The sequence below is a fragment of the Lentzea sp. NPDC102401 genome (assembly GCF_044765805.1).
GTDB classification, from domain to species: domain Bacteria; phylum Actinomycetota; class Actinomycetes; order Mycobacteriales; family Pseudonocardiaceae; genus Lentzea; species Lentzea sokolovensis.
In genome coordinates, this window is sequence record NZ_JBIWKS010000001.1 from 878,855 (window position 1) to 898,171 (window position 19,317).

Genomic DNA, 19,317 nt, shown 5'->3' on the forward strand with positions numbered 1-19,317 from the left:
TAAGGGGAATGCATATGGTTTGCTTACGGTCCTCTGCGCATAATGGTTCGCATGCGAGTTCTGGTGGTTGAAGACGAGGAGATGCTCGCCGAAGCCATCGCCGAGGGGCTGAGGCAGCAGGCGATGGCCGTCGACGTGTGCTTCGACGGAGCGGCCGCGCTGGAACGCGTGGCGGTGAACCGCTACGACATCGTCGTGCTCGACCGCGATCTGCCGCACGTGCACGGCGACCAGGTGTGCCAGGCACTCGTGTCCTCGCACAGCAGCACGCGAGTGATCATGCTGACCGCGGCCCGCAACGTCATGGAGCGCGTGCATGGTCTCGGCATCGGTGCCGACGACTACCTGACGAAGCCGTTCGCCCTCGCGGAACTGGTCGCCAGGGTGCACGCGCTGGGCAGGCGCGCGCAGCCCGCGCTACCGCCCGTCCTGCGGTGGGGCGACATCGAGATGAACGTGCCGCGGCACCAGGTGTCGCGCGAGGACAGGTTCATCTACCTGTCACGCAAGGAGTTCGCCGTCCTGGAAGTGCTCATGCGGGCGAACGGGTCCGTCGTCAGCGCCGAGGAGTTGCTGGAGCAGGCATGGGACGAGCACATCGACCCGTTCACGAACGCGGTGCGGGTCACGATGGTCACGCTGCGCAGGAAGCTGGGCCTGCCGGCGGTGATCAGGACCCTGCCGGGAGTGGGCTACCAGCTGGCCGGGTGAAGCGGAAGCGGTTCTCGGTCAAGACCAGGCTGTCGTTGCTGATCGGCACGCTGCTGCTCGTCAGCGGAGCGCTGCTGCTGGCAGCGAACTACCTGCTCGTCCGCGGCGCCCTGCTGGAGGACGACGCTCCGGCCGTCGCGGGGTCGTCGAGCAGCACGGACGAACCGCAGACGCACGAGGACAGCGCGAACCCGCAAAGCGTGGTCCGTCCGATGACCATCGAGCAGTACCGGTCCGACGTGCTGCGGACGCTGCTCATCCAGTCGGGAGTCGCCCTGGCCGGCACGGGCGCGATCGCCCTGCTGCTGGGCAGGCTCGCCGCCGCGGGGATGCTGCGGCCGGTGCACCAGGTGGCGGCCACCGCCCGCAAGCTCAGCGCCGACAACCTCGACCAGCGCATCCACCTGCCGGGGCCGAAGGACGAGCTGACTGAGCTGGCCGACACGTTCGACGAGATGCTCGACCGGCTCGCCCGCTCGTTCGACAGCCAGCGGCGGTTCGTCGCCAACGCCTCGCACGAGCTGCGGACCCCGCTCGCCACCCAGCGCACCATGGTCGAGGTCGCCCTGGTGAAGCTGGGCAGGGACCAGGCCACCCGTGAGCTGTGCGAGAAGCTCCTGGTGGTCAACGCGCGCAGCGAGGACCTGATCGAGGGACTGCTGGTGCTGGCCAGCACCGACGGCGGGCTGGAGCACCTGGAGGACGTGTCGCTGGACCGGCTCGTGAGCCAGGTCCTCGTCACGTTCGGACCGGCGCTCGCCCAGGCGGGGGTTCGGCTGCGGCCGGACATCGCGCGGCGCACCGTGCGCGGCGACCCCGTCCTGCTGGAACGCCTGGTGACCAACCTGCTGGACAACGCGATCAAGTACAACGACGGCGGCACCGTCGACGTCCGCGTCGGGAACGGTCCCGCGATCGAGGTGGCCAACACCGGCGCCACGGTGCCGGCGGACCGCACGGAGACGCTGTTCGAGCCGTTCGTGCGGCTGGACAGGGACCGGTCAGGTCCGAACCGGGGCGTTGGACTGGGCCTGTCGATCGTCGCGTCGATCGCCCAGGCCCACCATGGTTCCGCACGGGCGGTGCCTCGTGACGGCGGTGGGCTCGTCGTGTCGGTGGCGCTGCCGTGAACCGTGCGGCCTGAGGTAAGCCTCCGTTAAGTAAGGTTGACCTATGACCGCGCTGCGCAACGATGCCGCCCGACTGGGCGCCGAGGGCGTCACGGTCGGGTACGCCGACCGGGTCGTGCTCGACAACCTGGACGTCTCCATCCCCGCCGGGGTGATCACGACGGTCATCGGCCCCAACGGCTGCGGCAAGTCGACGTTGCTGCGGACGCTGTCCCGGCTGCTCAAACCGCGCCAGGGCAAGGTGCTGCTCGACGGCGGCGACATCGCGCGGCTGAAGACCAAGGACGTCGCGAAGCGGATGGGCCTGCTCCCGCAGACCCCGATCGCGCCGGAGGGGCTCACGGTCGCCGACCTGGTGGCCCGCGGCCGGCACCCGCACCAGAGCTGGGTGCGCCAGTGGTCGAGCGACGACGCGGAGATCGTGGCCAAGGCGTTGCGCATGACGGGTGTGGCCGATCTGGCCCACCGTCCGGTCGACTCGCTGTCCGGCGGGCAGCGGCAGCGGGTGTGGATCTCCATGACGCTCGCCCAGGGCACCGATCTGCTGTTGCTGGACGAGCCGACGACCTACCTGGACCTCGCGCACGCGATCGACGTGATCGACCTCGTCGACGACCTGCACGAGGGCGGCTGCACGATCGTCATGGTCCTGCACGACCTGAACCTGGCAGTCCGCTACAGCGACAACCTGATCGTGATGAAGTCCGGATCCATTGTCGCGCAAGGACATCCCAGCGACGTGATCACCAGCGACCTGTTGCTGGACACGTTCGGCCTGCAGGCGAAGGTCATCGACGACCCCGTGAGCGAGCGTCCGCTGATCGTCCCGATCGGCCGGACCCACGTGGTATCGAAGAGTGACCAAACCGAAGTTAGCCTGCCCTAACCGGGTGATAAGGTTCGGCTGTCCTAATTTCCCCCGCCGCGTGGGCAGCGAAGAACGAGGTGCCGAATGGGCCAGAGAACGACCATGACCTGGAAGCGACTGACCGCTGTGGCAGCAGCCGCCGTGGTCGGTGCCAGCGTCCTCGCCGGGTGCGGTTCTTCCACGCCTGAAACGACCCCTGCGGGGAACGGCGCCTCCGGTGGCACGTTCCCGACCAAGGTCGAGCACTTCTTCGGCACGACGGAGATCAAGGAAGCGCCCAAGCGCGTCGTCTCCCTCGGCTACACCGACGACCAGACGCTGCTCGCGCTCGGCGTCGTCCCGGTCGGCATGGTCGACCAGTACCCCAACCCCGAGGGCAGGACCCCGGACATCAACACCCAGTGGGCCTGGGTGAAGGACAAGTGGGGTTCGACCACGCCCGAGGTCATCATGAAGAACGGTGACACCGAGCCGAACTACGAGAAGATCGCCCAGCTCCGTCCCGACCTGATCGTCGCGGTGTACTCCGAGGCCGACCAGGCCTGGTACGACAAGCTCTCCAAGATCGCTCCCACTGTCGGCAGGACCAAGGAGGAGAAGGAGCCCTTCAGCGCCAAGTGGCAGGACAACGCGCTCCAGGTCGCCAAGGCGGTCGGCAAGGGTGACGAGGGCGCCAAGGCCATCAAGGCGATCGACGACAAGCTCGCCGAGGCCAAGAAGGCGAACCCGGCCTGGGCGAACGAGACCGCGGTCGTCACGTCCTGGTACAAGGACTCCGTCGCGCCGTTCAGCACGACCGACGTGCGCGGCCAGGTGATCACGGGCATCGGCTTCAAGGGCAACACGAAGGTCGACGAGCTCGCGGCCGGCAAGTTCTTCGTGACGCTGTCCCCCGAGCGCATCGACGTGATGAACGTCGACCGCATCTTCGTGATCGCGGACGAGGCCGACCAGAAGTCGCTCAAGGGCTTCGAGCTCTTCAACAACCTGCCGGCGGTCAAGGCGGGCAAGGTCCACTGGCTGCTCGACAGCGAGGGCCCGGCCATCGGTGCCGCGATCTCGCAGGCGACCCTCGCGTCCATGCCGTACGCGGTGGACGAGCTGGTCAACGCCGCCAAGTCGGCCGGCTGATTCTCGTTCTGACGCACCAGGTTCCAGCGAAAGGCCTCCCCTCGTGACCACGAGCGTCTCCGCCCCGCCGGCGAAGATCCTGCGCACGGCGTCCGGGCGGGAGGCCTCTCGCTGGGTGCTCGACCACTGCCGCTCCGCCCCCGGCCTGCCGATCGCCACCGTCCTGGCGACGGTGGCCGGGGCGGTGCTGCAGATCATCCCGGTGTTCCTGCTGGGCACCGTGGTCGACGGCGTCGCGCAGGGCCGCGACGCGTCGATCCTCTGGACCATCGGCATCGCGACCGTCGTGTCGGCGCTGGCCGGCGCGGTCATGACCGCGGTCTCGACTTACCTCGTCGGCCGGGTTGGCGCGGAAATGCTGGCACGCCTTCGGGAAGGCGCCGTGCGCGCGGTGCTCGGGATGCCTAGCGCGCGCATCGAGGAAGTCGGCCGCGGTGACGTGCTTTCGCGCGTCGGTGACGACGTCGCGGTGATCTCCAAGGGTTTCCGCACGGCCATTCCGACGATCTTCTCGGCGGTCGTGCTGGTCGTGATCGCGACCGCGGGCATGTTCGGGCTCGACTGGCGGCTCGGTCTCGCCGGCGCCTGCGCGCTGCCCGCCTACTGGCTGGCGTTGCGTTGGTACCTGCCGCGTTCCCAGCCTCTCTACCGCGCCCGTTCCGAGGCTCAGGCCGATCGCGCGCAGGCGTTGATCAGCGGCCTCGACGGCATTGCCACCGTGCGCGCCTACCGCCTGGAGAACGTGTTCCGGGACAAGGTGACCGCGGAGTCGTGGCGGGTGCGCAACATCGGCATCGACGTCTTCCGGTTCTTCGGCCGGTTCATCGGCAGGGAGAACCGCGCCGAGTTCATCGGGCTCGGGCTGATCATCGTCGTCGGCTACTTCCTGGTGACCAACGGGCAGTCCTCGCTGGGCCAGGTCTCCGTCGCCGCGCTGCTGTTCCACAAGTTGTTCGTGCCGCTCGGCCTGATCATGGCGTTCTTCGACGAAGCGCAGAAGTCCGGCGCGGGCCTGACCCGACTGGTCGGCGTGACGACGGAATCCGGCGGCGACGAACTCGTGCGCAGCGCGGTCGCCGTCGCCCCTGACGCACAACCACTTCCGGTGTCGGTGCGCGGGCTTTCCTTCCGCTATCCCGATTCCGAGCACGACGTGCTGCAGGACATCGATCTGGAAATCCCCGCCGGCACGTCACTCGCGTTGGTCGGGGCGACCGGCGCGGGCAAGACGACGCTGGCGGCGCTGGTCGCCGGTACCGGCACCCCACTGGCCGGGTCCGTGCACATCGGCTCGTCCGATCTCGTCGATCTGGACGAGGCCGGCGCACGTGCGTTGGTCAGCATCCTGACCCAGGAAGCCCACGTCTTCGCCGGTCCTCTCGCCGAGGATCTGCGGCTGGCGGCACCGGACGCGACCGACGACGAACTGATGGACGCGTTGCGGACCGTGGGCGCGGACACGTGGGTCGAGACGTTGCCCCAGGGCCTGCGGACCGACGTCGGCGAGGGTGGCGAGCGCCTCGACGTGACCAAGATCGCCCAGATCGCGCTCGCCCGGCTGGTGCTCGGCCGTTCCCCCGTCGTCGTGCTGGACGAGTCGACGGCCGAGGCGGGCAGCCAGGGTGCCGCCGCGCTGGAACGAGCCGCGCTCGCGGCCTGCCGGGGCCGCACCACACTTCTGGTCGCGCACCGCCTGACCCAGGCCATCGCCGCGGACCGGATCGCCGTGCTCGACGCGGGTCGCGTGCTGGAACACGGCACCCACGAAGAACTCGTGGCGCGTGATGGGCGTTACGCAGCTCTTTGGGCCGCTTGGCGATTCGGAACGGCAACTACTTAGGTTAGGCTTCCTTCACCGACGTGAAGGGATGGCTGAGTCGTCGATGGAACAGATGGCCGACCGTGACGTACTTCTTTCGACCGCCCGGATCGCCTCCGTTCGGCGCCGTGCCGGTGAGTACCCGCAGCGGACCATCGCCGTCGCGAGTGCCGTCGCACTGAACCACTGGGCCACCCCCGGTTTCGGTGTCGACGGGTTCGAGCTCACGCCCGCGACGCCGTTCAGCGACCTGCTCGTGTGGGCGGACAAGGGCCAGGCCTGGGACGTCGCCGAGCGGGTGGACGGCTGGGCCGTTCCCGTTCCGGACGGCGTCGACCTGGCCGAGGCCCAGCGCGCGCTGGACGACCTGGCCGAGTTCCCCAACCGCGCCATCGGCACGCTGACCTCCCAGACCGTCGAGGAACGGCTCGCGGACCTGGCCCGCTGGAACGACAACGAGTTCCCGCGCGACCGGCCGAGCATCGTGGAACTGTTCCGCGAGCAGGCCCGCCAGCGCCCGGACGCGGTCGCGATCAACGACGGCGACCGCGCGTTCACCTACGGCGAGGCGCTGATCCGTTCGAATCAGCTCGCCCGCCACCTGATCGAACGCGGCCTCAGCGCCGAACAGGTCGTCGGCATCTCGCTTCCCCGCTCGGCCGAGATGGTGATCAGCCTGCTGGCCGTGCTGCAGGCCGGGGCCGCGTTCGTGCCGCTCGACCCGCAGTGGCCGGCGTCGCGGCGCGACTCCGTGATCACCGACGCGCAGGTCGCCCTGCTTCTGGGCAGTGGCCAGGAAGGTGAGCCCGCGGCCGTCGAGGTCGACCTCTCCTCCTGGGGTTTCTCGGACTGCTCCGGCGATCCCACCGATGTCACGATCCGAGGCGCGCAGCTCGCGTACGTGATGTTCACGTCCGGCTCGACCGGCCGCCCCAAGGGCGCGATGATCCGGCACGAGGCGATCAGCGAACGCCTGCTGTGGCAGGTCGACCAGATCCTCCACTTCGGACACTCCGACGCGTCGCTGTTCAAGGCGCCGCTGTCGTTCGACATCTCCATCAACGAGATCTTCCTGCCGCTGGTGTGCGGCGGGCGGACCGTCGTCGTGCGGTCCGGCGGCGAACGCGACCCGCACCACCTGCTGGCGACCATCGACCGGCACCGCGTGACGTTCGTGTACCTGGTGTCCTCGATGCTGGACGTGCTGCTGAACATCGCGGGCGACGGCGAGCTGGCCAGTCTGCGGCACGTGTGGTGCGGCGGCGAGGTGCTGACTCCCGAGCTGTACGACCGGTTCCGCACTCGGCTCGACATCCCGATGTACCACGGGTACGGCCCGGCCGAGGCCACGATCGGCGTCTCGCACGTGATCTACCGCGGCGAGGCCGAGCGGCTGTCGACGTCGATCGGCAGGGCGAACCCGAACACCGACCTGTACGTGCTGGACGACGAGCTGCGGCCGTGCCCGGTGGGCGTCGGTGGCGAGCTGTACATCGGCGGGTTCCTGCTGGGGCGCGGATATGTGAACGCTCCCGGCCTGACGGCGTCGCGGTTCGTGGCCAACCCGTTCGCCAGCGACGGTTCGCGGCTCTACCGGACCGGTGACCTGGCGCGGTTCGCGCCGGACGGGTCACTCGACTTCCTCGGCCGCGTCGACAACCAGGTCAAGATCCGCGGCATGCGGCTGGAGCTGGAGGACGTCGAGGTCGCGCTGGCCGAGCACCCGCGGGTGCGCCACACCTGTGTCGTGGTCAGGAAGAACTCGGCGGGCGGCAACTACCTCGTCGGGTACGTCGTGCCCTCCGACTCGGACCTGACCTCGGACGCCGTGAAGCAGTGGGCGGTCGAGAACCTCGTCGAGTACATGGTTCCCACGCACATCGTGGTGATGAGCGAGTTCCCGTTGACCGCCAACGGAAAGCTCGACCGGCGCGCCCTGCCGGAGCCCGTGGTGGAGACCGGGCCGGTGACGGCCGCGGCCACCGACGACGAGGCCGTGATCTGCGCCGCCGTCGCGTCGGTGCTGCGGGTCGAGCAGGTCGGCGCCGACCAGGACTTCTTCGAGCTGGGCGGCGACAGCATCCTGGCGATCTCGCTGCTGTCCGCGTTGCGGGCGGAGGGCGTGTTCGTCACCGCCACCCAGATCTTCGTGAACCGCACGCCGCGCGCTCTGGCCGCGGTCGCGTCGAGGGACGGTGCTTCGGCGGTCGACCACGACGACGTCCCGACCGGTCCGGTCGCCGGGTTGCCGATCGTGCAGTGGCTCGGGGAGACGACGGACGCGATCGACGGGTTCGTGCAGTCGGTCGTGCTCAACACTCCGGCTTCCTTGACCGCCGACGCGCTGACCCAGATCCTCGACGCGGTGGTCGCGCGGCACGACATGCTGCGCGCCAAGCTCGTTCGGGGTGAGCGGTGGTCGTTCGACATTCCCGCGGACGGGCAGGCGTTGTGGGAGCGGAGTGATGCGCCGCTGGAGGACTGCGTCACGGCGGCGACCGAGGGGCTGAACCCGGACGCGGGCGTCATGCTGCGCGCGGTGTGGCGGCCGGAGGCCCGGCAGCTCGTGATCGTGATCCACCACGTGGTGATCGACGGCGTCTCGTGGCGCATCCTGTTCGACGATCTCGCTTTGGCCTGGCAGCAGGTCTCCTCCGGGGTGCCGGTCGAGCTGCGGCCGGTCGGCACGTCGTTCCGGCGCTGGACCCAGTTGCTGGAGAAGGCCGGGTTCGAGGGTGATCGTTCGTACTACGAGCGTCCGCTGCCGGGGGTGGACCAGCTGCTCGGGCGGCGTGAGCTGACCGAGGCCGATGTCGTCGCGGGCGAACAGGTTCGCACGGTCACGGTGGGTTCCGCCGTCACCGCCGCGTTGCTGGGCGACGTGCCGGCGTTGTTCCACGCCAAGGTCAACGACGTGCTGCTGACGGGTCTCGCGGTCGCGCTGGCCCGGTGGCGGCGGGACAACGGGCAGGACCAGACGTTCGCGCACATCGAGTTGGAGGGACACGGCCGTGAAGGCCGGTTCGTGCCGCTCGACCCCGATCTGTCGCGGACGGTCGGCTGGTTCACGACGCTGTTCCCGGTGACGGTGGATCCGGGTTCCGCCGATGACCTGGGTGCGGCGTTGAAGCGGGTCAAGGAAGACCTCGCTCGGGTGCCGAGCAACGGTGTCTCCTACGGCGCGCTGAAGTACCTGGGGCGTGCGGAGTTCGACGCGTCCCGGCCGCAGGTGCTGTTCAACTACCTCGGCCGGTTCTCCGGTGGCACGTCCGGCGACTGGCAGCTCGCGGAGAACGCGGGTCAGCTCGGCGAGAAGCGCGACCCCGCGATGCGGCTGCCGCGAGCGCTGGAGTTCAACGCCTCGGCCGAGCCCGGCGCGGACGGTGAGCTGGAACTGGTCACGGTGATCTCGTGGCCGTCCGGGGTGTTCAGCGACGAGGACACCGCACGGATCGGCTCGTACTTCGTGGCCGCGCTGGAAGGGCTCGCCGCGTTGACGCAGGGCGGTCACTCCCCCAGCGACTTCGACCTGCTGCCGCTCACCCAGTCCGATGTGGACTCGCTGGATTCCGCGGTGCTGCGCGACATCCTGCCGCTGACGCCGTTGCAGGAAGGCCTCTACTTCCACTCGGTGTTCGACGACGAATCGGCGCACCGGTACGTCGAGCAGCAGCTGCTGACGCTGACCGGCCCGGTGGACGCCCGCAAGCTCGAAGCGGCCGCTGCCCGCGTGCTGGAGCTGTTCCCGAACCTCGCCGCCCGGTTCGTCGGTCTCGACGACGGCCGGGTCGTGTCGGTGCTGGAGTCCGGTGTCCGGCCGGAGTTCTCCACTGTGGACGGTCAGGGCATGACCGACGAGGAGATCCAGGAGTACGCCGAACGGGACCGCGTCGCCGGGTTCGACCTCGCGCGCGGCCCGTTGATGCGTTTCACGCTGATCCGGGTGGCGCCACAACGATTCGTGCTGGTGCAGACCGTGCACCACATCATCGCGGACGGCTGGTCGGTGCCGCCGATGCTGCGCGCGCTGCTGGCCGAGTACTCCACGCCGGGTTCGGTGCACCCGCGCGGCAGCTACGCCGACTACGTGCGCTGGCTGGTGAACGCCGATGCCTCGGAGAGCGACCGGGTCTGGTCCTCCGAGCTCGCCGGGCTCGCGGCGCCTTCGTTCGTGGCGGAGGGGCACACGCCGTCCGAGCTGTTCGAGGACGTGGTGATCGACGCGGCTCCCGGCCTGGACGCTGCGACGCGTGCGGCCGGTGTGTCGCTGAGCGTCGCCGTGCACAGCGCGTGGGGCGTGACGCTGGGCGGCATTCTGGGCAGCCAGGACGTCGTGTTCGGGTCGACGGTGTCCGGTCGTGACGCCGACGTGCCGGGCATCGACGAGATGGTCGGCCTGTTCATCAACACGATTCCGGTGCGCGTCGGCTGGTCTGGATCCTCCGCACGCTCGTTGCTGGATTCGGTGCGGGCGCACCAGACCGCGGTGTTGCCGCACCAGCACGTGTCGCTGACCCGGATCGGGCGCCAGGCTCCGCACGGTTCGGCGTTCGACACGCTCGTGGTCTTCGACGTCGCCACGGACGTGACGGCGCTGGAGGGTCCGTTCAAGATCGCCGAGGTCGTGAACGAGGGCGCGCCGCACTACCCGTTGACGCTGGTGGTCGAGCGTTCTCTCGACGGCGCGTTGCGGTTCAACCTCATCTACGACACGACGGTCGTGCGCTCGGACGGCGCCCGCACGATCTTGCAGGCCTTCTCGGACACGCTGAACTCGTTGCTGCACGAGGAGAACATCCCTGCGGTCTCGCTTTCGTCTGCGCGTTCCGCGGCCTCCGTTGAGCCTGTGACGTTGGCGGAGTTGTTCGATGCCGCCGCTTTGCGCGACCCGTCCGCGCGGGCTGTGACGATGTGCCACCTCGACGGCAGCTCGGAGAGCATGTCGTACGGGATGCTTGCCGACGCCAAGAACCGGCTCGCTCGCTCGCTGGTGAACGCGGGGGTCGGTCCGCGCCAACGGGTCGCGGTCGCGATCGGTCGTTCGTTGCAGCAGGTCGTCGCGCTGGTCGGCATCGTGTCGGCGGGCGGCGCGTACGTGCCGCTGGACCTCGCCTACCCCGACGAGCGGCTTCAGCACGTTCTCGCCGATTCCGCGCCGCAGGTCGTGCTGGTCGAGGCCGAGCACCGCGAACGCTTCGAGCGCCTGCTCGCCGCGGCCGGAGTGTCGGCGCGGGTGCTGGTGTACGGCGAGGAAGTCGCCGGCGAGTCGCGGCTTCCGTCGTTCGACTGGCGCAACCCGGCGTACGTGATCTACACGTCCGGCTCCACCGGCAAGCCCAAGGGCGTCGTCGTGTCGCACGCCAGCGTGGTGTCGCTGCTCGCGAACACCCAGCCGGACATGAACTTCGGGCCGGACGACGTGTGGACGCAGTTCCACTCGTACTCGTTCGACTTCGCGGTCTGGGAGCTGTGGGGCGCGCTGGTCCACGGCGGCGAACTGCTCGTCCCCGACCACGGCCTGACCCGTTCGCCGGTCGACTTCCACGCTTTCGTTCGTTCGCGCGGCGTCACCGTGCTGAACCAGACGCCGTCGGCGTTCTACCAGTTCATCGAGGCGGACCGGCTGAGCTCGCCGCTCCCCGCGTTGCGCCGGGTGATCTTCGGCGGCGAAGCGCTGGAGCTGTCGCGGATGCGCGGCTGGGTCGAGCGCTACGGCACCTCGCGGCCGGAGCTGGTCAACATGTACGGCATCACCGAGACCACGGTCCACGTGACGCATCGGGTGCTGGACTCCTCGGACTTCGCGTCCGGGCGTGAGGTCAGCCCGATCGGCGGGCCGATCCCCGGTCTGCGCACGTATTTGCTGGACGGCTCTTTGCGGCCGGTCGCTCCTGGGCAGGTCGGCGCGATCTACGTGGCGGGTTCGCAGCTCGCTCTGGGCTATCACAACCGGCCGGATCTGACCTGCAGCCGGTTCGTGGCGGACCCGTTCGCCGGCGACGGTTCGCGCATGTACAACTCGGGCGACCTGGCTCGGCGTACGGTGGACGGCTCTTTGGAGTTCGTGGGCAGGGCCGACAACCAGGTGCAGCTCAAGGGTTTCCGGATCGAGCTGGGTGAGGTCGAGTCGGCTGTTCGCTCGGTGCCCGGCGTGGTCGACGTGGCCGTGACGGTCGCGGACAGTTCGGACCACCTGATCGCGCACGTCGTGGGCACGCCGGCCGCGGATCTGTCGGGTGTGCTCGGGGCGAAGCTGCCGGTGCACATGGTGCCGCAGCGGATTCTCTCGCTCGATGCCCTGCCATTGACGGTCAACGGCAAGCTGGACCGCAAGGCCCTGGAAGAGCGTGCTCGTTCCTCGGAGGACGCGCCGGTCGTTGCCGGTGACTCGCCCGCGTTGGACTCGCTGGTCGGCATCTTCGCGGACGTGCTGCCCGGGGCTGTGGTGGACGCGGACACGGACTTCTTCGTGGCCGGTGGCGACAGCATCATCGCGATCGGGGTGGTGAACCGGGCTCGGGCTTTGGGGGTGCGGATCGCGCCCCGGGACCTGTTCCTGCACAAGACTCCGCGGGCGCTGGCAGCGAAGTTCGCGGTGGCGCCGGTGGCCGCGCCGGTCGTGGTCGCGGAGCAGGACGGGCCGGTGGTCCCGACGCCGATCGTGTTGCGGCAGCGGGAGCTGGGTGGCGAGCTGAACCTGTTCGCTCAGGCGCGGCAGGTCGAGTGCGCGAGTCTGGCTGACGCGCAACGGGCCGCCCACGCCGTGGTACAGGCTCACGCCGCCCTGCGGATGCGGCTGACCGTCGCGGACGGGGTGTGGTCGTTCGGAATCACGGACGGACCACAGTCCTCTGCAACGGCGAACGGGCCGCAGTCCCCCGGAAACGCGCACGGGACGCATCCCCTCGGAATCGATTCCGACTCGCAGGCCCCCAGGGGGGATCGGGTCCCCACTCCAATCATCTCAACCGGGTCTGACAGTTCTGATGATCTTGAGAATCCGATCGTCCTCTCGACGAACGGCGACGACCCGCGGGCCGCTGCCGACGAGGCAGCCCGCCGCCTCGACCCCGAAGCCGGCGTCATGGCCGCCTTCACCTGGCTCGAACCCACCCAGACGCTGGTCGTCGTGGTGCACCACCTGGCCGTCGACGCCGTCTCGTGGCTGATCCTGCTCGACGACATCAACGCGGCCGTCCGAGGCGAGGAGCTGGCCCCGGCCACCACCCCGTTCAGCGCCTACACCCGCGCCCTCACCCTGCAGGCCCAGTCCGGCACCGGCCTGCGCCACTGGATCGAGGTGCTCGACACCCCGTCCCTCACCTCGCAGATCGGCGACCAGCGCGAAGTCACGGTCAACCTGTCCGCCGACATCACCGACCGCGTCGTGCACACCGCACCGACCGCGCTCGGCATCGGCCTGACCGAACTGCTGGTAGGTGCGCTGCGCACAGCACTCACCGAAATCCAGGGCACGCCCACGGACCTCGTGGTCGAGTTGGAGCGCCACGGCCGGGTCCCGGTGCTGGAACACCACGACTACACGCGCACGGTCGGCTGGTTCACCTCCATCGCGCCTGTGAAGCTCAGCGCACACACCAATCCCGTGGACGCAGCACGCGAGCTCGTAGAGCGTCAGCCGGATGAGGAGCAGCACGTCGGGTACGGCCTGTTGCGGTATCTGAACCCGCAGACCGCGCCCGTGCTGGCCGCGCTGCCGAGGCCGCAGGTGCTGTTCAACTACCTGGGCCGGGGCAGCGAGTCGCACGCGCTGAGCCTCGACATGGGTTCGCAACCGAGCCCGTACGCCGTCGAGGTCAACTGCTGGGTCGACACGGGCACCAGCAGTCTGCGGGCGACGTTCGCGCTCAGCGAGGACGTGTCGGACGAGATCGCGGCACGCTGGCTGCTCGCGCTGGAACGCATCGCGGACACCTCGGTCACCGCGACCCGTACCGCTCCGGTGTCGCCGTTGCAGCGCGGGCTGTACTTCCAGGCCGCACTGAGCGCGGCCGGGCATTACGTGGCGCAGAGCTACTTCACGTTCGACCGCCGCCTCGACGCCCCCAAACTCGGCAAGGCCATGGCGCACGTCATCGCCAAGCACCCCGTCGTCGGCGCGGGCTTCGCGGACGAGGACGGCACGCCGGTCCAGGTCCTCACGTCCGGCGGTGAGGTCGAGGTCCGCACGGTCGACGTGCTGAACCAGGACGCGGTGGACGCCCTGCGGATCGAGGACCGCGGCACTGGCTTCGACCTCGAACGGCCCCCGCTGGTGCGGCTCACCGTGCTGCGGCTGCCGGACGGCCGGGACGCGTTGCTGTTCAGCTACCACCTGCTGCTGTGGGACGGCTGGTCACGCGAGATCGTGCTGCGCGACCTGTTCGGCGCGTACCAGGCACTCCTCACCGGTGAGCCGGTCGACGCCACGCCCGCGACGCCGAGCTTCGAGAGCTACTGCCGGGCGCTGGCAGCCAAGGACCAGCAGGCCGCCGAACGGTTCTGGGCCGAGTACCTGGCGGAGCTGCCCGGTGCGACGCTCCTCGGCGACGGGTCCACTTCGGACACTCTGCCCACGAAGATCGTGCGGACGCTGTCCGAAGAGGACTCCAGCCGGATCCGTGAGGCGGCGAGCAGGCACGGTGTGACGCTCAACTCGGTCGTCACGGGCGCGCTCGGGCTGCTGCTCGGCAGCGAGACCGGCAGGGGTGACGTGGTCTTCGGCGTCACCGTCTCCGGACGTGAGGAGGAGGGCACCGAGAACATCGTCGGCGTGCTGCTCAACACCGTGCCGATGCGCGTCTCGGCACGACCCCAGGACACCGCCGCCCAGTTCCTTGCGAACGTGCAGGCCTCGCGGGTCGACGCCATGGAGCACGAGCACGTGGGGCTCGGCGAGATCCAGCGGGCGAGCGGGCACGACCAGCTGTTCGACAACCTGTTCGTGCTGCAGAACTTCCTGGACGACAGCACGTTCGACGAGCTCAACGCGCGCAACGGGATCGTCGACCACGAGTCGGAGGACTCGACGCACTACCCGTTCACCTGGGTGGTGACGCCGGGCCGGCAGCTCACGGTCAAGCTGGAGTACCGGCCGGAGGTCACCGCACCGGAGCTGGCCGAGCGACTGTTCGACGACTACCTGCGGATCCTGGCCGACCTCGCGACCACCGAAGGCCCGCTGGGCACGATCCGCGGCACGGGACCGAAGCCAGAACTCAACCCCGCCAACGGCTTCGGCAACCTGACCGTGGTCGACCTGTTCGACCAGGCCGCCGACCGCAGTCCCGACAGGACCGCCCTCGTCGCACACGGCAGGACGATGACGTTCGCGGAGCTCAGGGACCGCAGTCGGCACCTGGCAGGAGTGCTGGCGGACAAGGGGATCGGCGTCGAGACGTCGGTCGCCATCGCGGTGCCGCGCTCGCTGGACTGGGTCGTCGCGCTGTTCGGAATCCTGCGCTGCGGCGCCGCGTACGTACCGCTGGAGCTGGACCACCCGGACGAGCGGATCGCCGCGATCATAGAGGACGCGCACCCGTCGCTGATCATCACGACGACGGCAGTCGCTCCGCGAATCCAGGGCGAGACCTTCGAGCTGGACGAGCCGTGGCCGGACGCCTACCCGGTGACCACGTTCGCGCCCGAGGACCCGAACAGGCTCAAGCACGCGGCCTACACGATCTACACCTCGGGTTCGACCGGCAAGCCCAAGGGCGTCGTGACCGAGTACGCGGGCCTGACGAACATGCTGGTCAACCACCAGCGCAGGATCTTCGAGCCGGTGCTGGCCGAGCACGGGCACCGGACCTTCCGGATCGCGCACACCGTGTCGTTCGCCTTCGACATGTCGTGGGAGGAGCTGCTCTGGCTCGCCGACGGCCACGAGGTGCACATCTGCGACGAGGAACTGCGCCGCGACGCCACCGGGCTGGTCGAGTACTGCCTCCAGCACGAGGTCGACGTCATCAACGTGACACCGACCTACGCGCAGCAGTTGGTGGCCGAAGGGCTGCTCGCGGCCGAGCACAAGCCCGCGCTGGTGCTGCTGGGCGGTGAGGCCGTCACGCCGACGCTGTGGCAGCAGCTCGCGGACACTCCTGGCACGATCGGCTACAACCTTTACGGGCCAACGGAGTACACGATCAACACGCTGGGCGTCGGCACGTTCGACTGCGTCGACCCGGTGGTCGGCGTGGCGATCGACAACACCGACGTCTACGTCCTGGACCCGTGGCTGCGGCACGTGCCGGACGGTGTAGCGGGCGAGCTCTACGTGTCGGGCGTGGGCATCGCGCGGGGTTACCTCGGGCAGCCGGGGCAGTCCGCCGAACGGTTCGTGGCCTGCCCGTGGGTGCCGGGTGAGCGGATGTACCGGACCGGTGACCTGGTGATCAGGCGCCCGGACGGCAACCTGCTCTACCTGGGCCGCACGGACAAGCAGGTCAAGATCCGCGGGCACCGCGTGGAGCTGGGCGAGGTCGAGGCGCGGTTCGCCGCCCACGACGCGGTCCGGTTCGTCGCGGCCGTCGCGCAGGCCGACCCGCAGGTCGACGGCGCGTACCGGCTCGCGGCCTACCTCGTCCTGGCCGACGGCAGGGACGACTCCGCCATCCCGTCGATCGCGGCGGAGGTCGGCGCCGGCCTGCCGGACTACCTGCGGCCCTCGCACTACGCCGCGGTGGACGCGATCCCGCTCACGGTCAACGGCAAGGCGGACACGTCGGCCTTGCCGCAGGCACGTCCGCTCGGCACCCTGATGACCAAGGTCGAGGAACGCGAACTGACCGAGACCGAGATCGTCGTCCGCGAGATGTTCGCGGAGGCGCTCGATCTCGACGAGGACGAGGTGGGCATGACGAGCGGCTTCACCGGCCTGGGCGGACATTCGATGCTCGCGGTGCGGCTCATCGGACTGCTCCGCCGCGAGTTCGGTCCCGTGGTCACGATCCGAGACCTGCTGTCCCTCTCCACCCCCGAAGCGATTGCGCGGCACGTTGACGAACACTGAAGTCCGCACGGGCAAGGAGATCCTCCGGATCGCCCTGCGCCGCAACCGAGGCGCCATGACGGCCGGGACCCTGCTGATGGGGTCCTACCAGGCCGCCGAGACCGCCGTGCCGATCCTGCTCGGCGTGATCGTCGAGTACGCGCTGCGCGGAGGGCAGCTCAGCTCGCTCGGGCTGGCGCTGCTCGCGCTCGGCCTCGTGATGGCCACGGTGTCGTACTCGTGGCGGTTCGGCATGCGCATCCTGCAGAAGGCGAACACGACCGAGGCGCACCGGTGGCGCGTCGAGGTCGCGGACCGCGGCCTGCAGCCGGTGGCGCGCGAGGTCGACCTGAAGTCCGGCGAGGTCCTCACCATCGCCACCGAGGACGCCGACCAGACCGCGGACATCATCGAGGTGGTGCCGCTGCTGATCAGCTCGCTGGTGTCGGTGGTGATCACCGGTGTCGTGCTGGCGGTGATCAGCGTGCCGCTCGGCGTGCTGGTGTTCGTCGGCACGGCGGCGATCCTGAGCGTGCTCAGCGTGATGTCGCGGCGGATCGGCACGAACACCCAGGTGCAGCAGGCGAAGGTCGCGCGGGCCGGGGCGAAGGTGTCCGACCTGATCGCCGGACTGCGGCCGCTGCACGGGTTCGGCGGCAGCTACGCGGCTTTCCAGGCCTACCGCCGGGTGAGCACCGAGGCGAAGAGGCAGTCGATCGTCGTGGCCCGCGTGAACGGCGTCTACGCCGGGCTGGCGTTGGCGCTGAACTCGTTGCTGGCGGCGGCGGTCACGTTGTGGGCGGGCCTGCTGACGTTCCAGGGCGAGATCACCATCGGTCAGCTCGTGATGGCGGTCGGCCTGGCGCAGTTCCTGATCGAGCCGCTGAAGCTGTTCTCGGAGATGCCCAAGTACGTGATGATCGCGCGGGCCTCCGCCGAACGGATGGCGTTGATCCTCGCCGCGCCCGCGCTGATGACCCCTGGTGTGGAAGAGCCCGGTCCGGAAAGCGGGCTCGACGTCGCCGGTGTCACGCACGGAACGTTGCGGGACTTGACGTTCTCCGTGCTGCCCGGCGAGTTCGTGGCGATCGCGGCCTACCAGCCGCAGGCGGCGGCCGAACTGGCCTCGGTGCTGTCCGTCGACGTGCCACCGGCTTCCTACGAAGGCGTTGTGCGAGTGGGCAAGCAGGAGGTCGCGGCGCTGACGATCGAGAGCGTGCGCACCCACCTGCTGGTCAACCCGTCGCACCACGAGGTGTTCGCGGGAACGTTGCGGGAGAACGTGGATCCGGCCGGCTCCAGCACGCTGGTGGACGAGGCCGTGTCCGCCGCGATGCTGACCGACGTCGTCGCCCTGCACTCCGACGGTCTCGACTACACCGTGCGCGACCGGGGCGCGAACCTGTCCGGCGGGCAACGGCAGCGGTTGTCGCTGGCCCGTGCGCTGGCCGCGAACCCGGAGATCCTGGTGCTGCACGACCCGACCACGGCCGTCGACGCGGTGACCGAACAGCTCATCGCCCGCAACCTGACCGAGTTGCGCCGCGGCCGCACGACGATCGTGATCACCAGCAGCCCGGCGTTGCTCGACGTGGCCGACCGGGTGATCGTGCTCGACGGTGGCGCGGTCACGTCCGAGGGCACGCACCGCGAACTGCTCGGCCGTGACTCCTCCTACCAGCTGGCGGTGGCCCGATGACGAGGTTCGAGTGGCGTGGAGGCCCTGCCTCGGTGCGGTTCGAGAGCGTGCTGGACCCGGTCGAGCTGACGCACGAGAAGGACGACCTCTGGTCCGCCGAGGTCGAGATGCCGGACCGGCTGCGCGTGACGTACCACTTCGTGGACGCCGACGGGGACGAGCACGCCGATCCGTCGAACCCGTCCGGCGCGGGCCCGAACCGGTCGATCTTCGCGACCCCCGACCTGGAACCGCAGCCGCACTGGCCGGTCGTCGGCCCGGACGAGGTGCTGGACGTGCCGTCGCTGCGCATCCGGTGGAACGGTTCGTTGGGACGCAAGACGGTTCGCGTGCACCAGGGTGGCGAGCCGGTCGTGCTGCTGCTCGACGGCGACGACTGGATGTACGTGCACCCGGCCGTGGCCGCGTTCGAGTCGGCGGTGAAGAACGGCGAGATGCCTTCGGCCACGCTGGTTTTCCTGCCCACGCCTCGCGATCGTGACGCCGAGTACAGCTCTTCCGCGCTGTGGCAGGCGATCCGGGACGAGCTGCTGCCGTTGCTCGCGGAGAACGGTGTGACCGTGGACCTGTCGCGGTTCGTGGTCGCGGGCCAGAGTCTGGGCGGGCTCAGCGCGTTCGGTGCCGCACTGGACTTCCCGGACCTGGTGTCGAAGGTGGCCTGCCAGTCCGGGTCGTTCTGGTACGCCCGCGACCTTCCCCGGGCCGGCCTCGCGCTGGACGGCCCGGCGGGCGGTGACACCGCTGCACGCCTGCGGGCGGCACCGGATCTGTCAGGTCTGCGGGTCGCGTTCGACGTCGGCGAGCACGAACCACGGATGCACCGGCACTGCGAAGCGGTGGAAGAGCTTGCGACGCAAGCGGGTGCCACCGTGCGGGTGAACCGTTCCCCCGCCGGGCACGACCGGGCGGGCTGGAGGCACGCGCTGGTGCGCGACGTCGCCTGGTTGCTCCAGGACCTCTGATGATCGT

The 19,317-nt window shown here is 69.5% G+C and carries 8 protein-coding genes; all 8 read left to right on the forward strand.

Annotated elements, in window-relative coordinates; translation table 11 throughout:
• The first annotated feature begins 51 nt into the window (after nt 1–51).
• The 8 genes from ACIRG5_RS03895 (at nt 52) to ACIRG5_RS03930 (ending at nt 19,310) form a co-directional block, all read left to right on the forward strand.
• A complete protein-coding gene (locus ACIRG5_RS03895) occupies nt 52–711 on the forward strand; it encodes a response regulator transcription factor (protein WP_402899708.1) in 660 nt (219 codons plus the stop codon).
• Entirely contained in the window at nt 708–1,841 is a 1,134-nt protein-coding gene (locus ACIRG5_RS03900) for a sensor histidine kinase (protein WP_402899711.1), read from the forward strand. The genes ACIRG5_RS03895 and ACIRG5_RS03900 overlap by 4 nt, the downstream gene beginning before the upstream one ends.
• Before the next feature lie 43 nt (nt 1,842–1,884).
• On the forward strand, nt 1,885–2,727 hold the full coding sequence (locus ACIRG5_RS03905) for an ABC transporter ATP-binding protein (protein WP_402899713.1): 843 nt from the start codon (nt 1,885–1,887) through the stop codon (nt 2,725–2,727).
• A gap of 84 nt (nt 2,728–2,811) precedes the next feature.
• Complete coding sequence (locus ACIRG5_RS03910; protein WP_402899715.1) at nt 2,812–3,840, forward strand: iron-siderophore ABC transporter substrate-binding protein; 1,029 nt, start codon at nt 2,812–2,814, stop codon at nt 3,838–3,840.
• Nucleotides 3,841–3,883: 43 nt separating this feature from the next.
• Nucleotides 3,884–5,680 (forward strand): ABC transporter ATP-binding protein, encoded by a 1,797-nt coding sequence (locus ACIRG5_RS03915; protein ID WP_402899718.1) that lies wholly within the window; start codon nt 3,884–3,886, stop codon nt 5,678–5,680.
• A gap of 28 nt (nt 5,681–5,708) precedes the next feature.
• On the forward strand, nt 5,709–16,670 hold the full coding sequence (locus ACIRG5_RS03920; protein WP_402899721.1) for an amino acid adenylation domain-containing protein: 10,962 nt from the start codon (nt 5,709–5,711) through the stop codon (nt 16,668–16,670).
• A complete protein-coding gene (locus ACIRG5_RS03925; protein WP_402899724.1) occupies nt 16,657–18,348 on the forward strand; it encodes an ABC transporter ATP-binding protein in 1,692 nt (563 codons plus the stop codon). The genes ACIRG5_RS03920 and ACIRG5_RS03925 overlap by 14 nt, the downstream gene beginning before the upstream one ends.
• Nucleotides 18,345–19,310, forward strand: coding sequence for an alpha/beta hydrolase-fold protein (locus ACIRG5_RS03930; protein ID WP_402899727.1), 966 nt, complete (start codon nt 18,345–18,347; stop codon nt 19,308–19,310). The genes ACIRG5_RS03925 and ACIRG5_RS03930 overlap by 4 nt, the downstream gene beginning before the upstream one ends.
• Nucleotides 19,311–19,317 lie beyond the last annotated feature (7 nt).

Bases quoted from the DNA above. Each gene is read 5' to 3' on its own strand.
- ACIRG5_RS03895 (WP_402899708.1), top strand. From the start codon at position 52: ATGCGAGTTCTGGTGGTTGAAGACGAGGAGATGCTCGCCGAAGCCATC.
- ACIRG5_RS03920 (WP_402899721.1), top strand. From the start codon at position 5,709: ATGGCTGAGTCGTCGATGGAACAGATGGCCGACCGTGACGTACTTCTT.
- ACIRG5_RS03910 (WP_402899715.1), top strand. From the start codon at position 2,812: ATGACCTGGAAGCGACTGACCGCTGTGGCAGCAGCCGCCGTGGTCGGT.
- ACIRG5_RS03930 (WP_402899727.1), top strand. From the start codon at position 18,345: ATGACGAGGTTCGAGTGGCGTGGAGGCCCTGCCTCGGTGCGGTTCGAG.
- ACIRG5_RS03905 (WP_402899713.1), top strand. From the start codon at position 1,885: ATGACCGCGCTGCGCAACGATGCCGCCCGACTGGGCGCCGAGGGCGTC.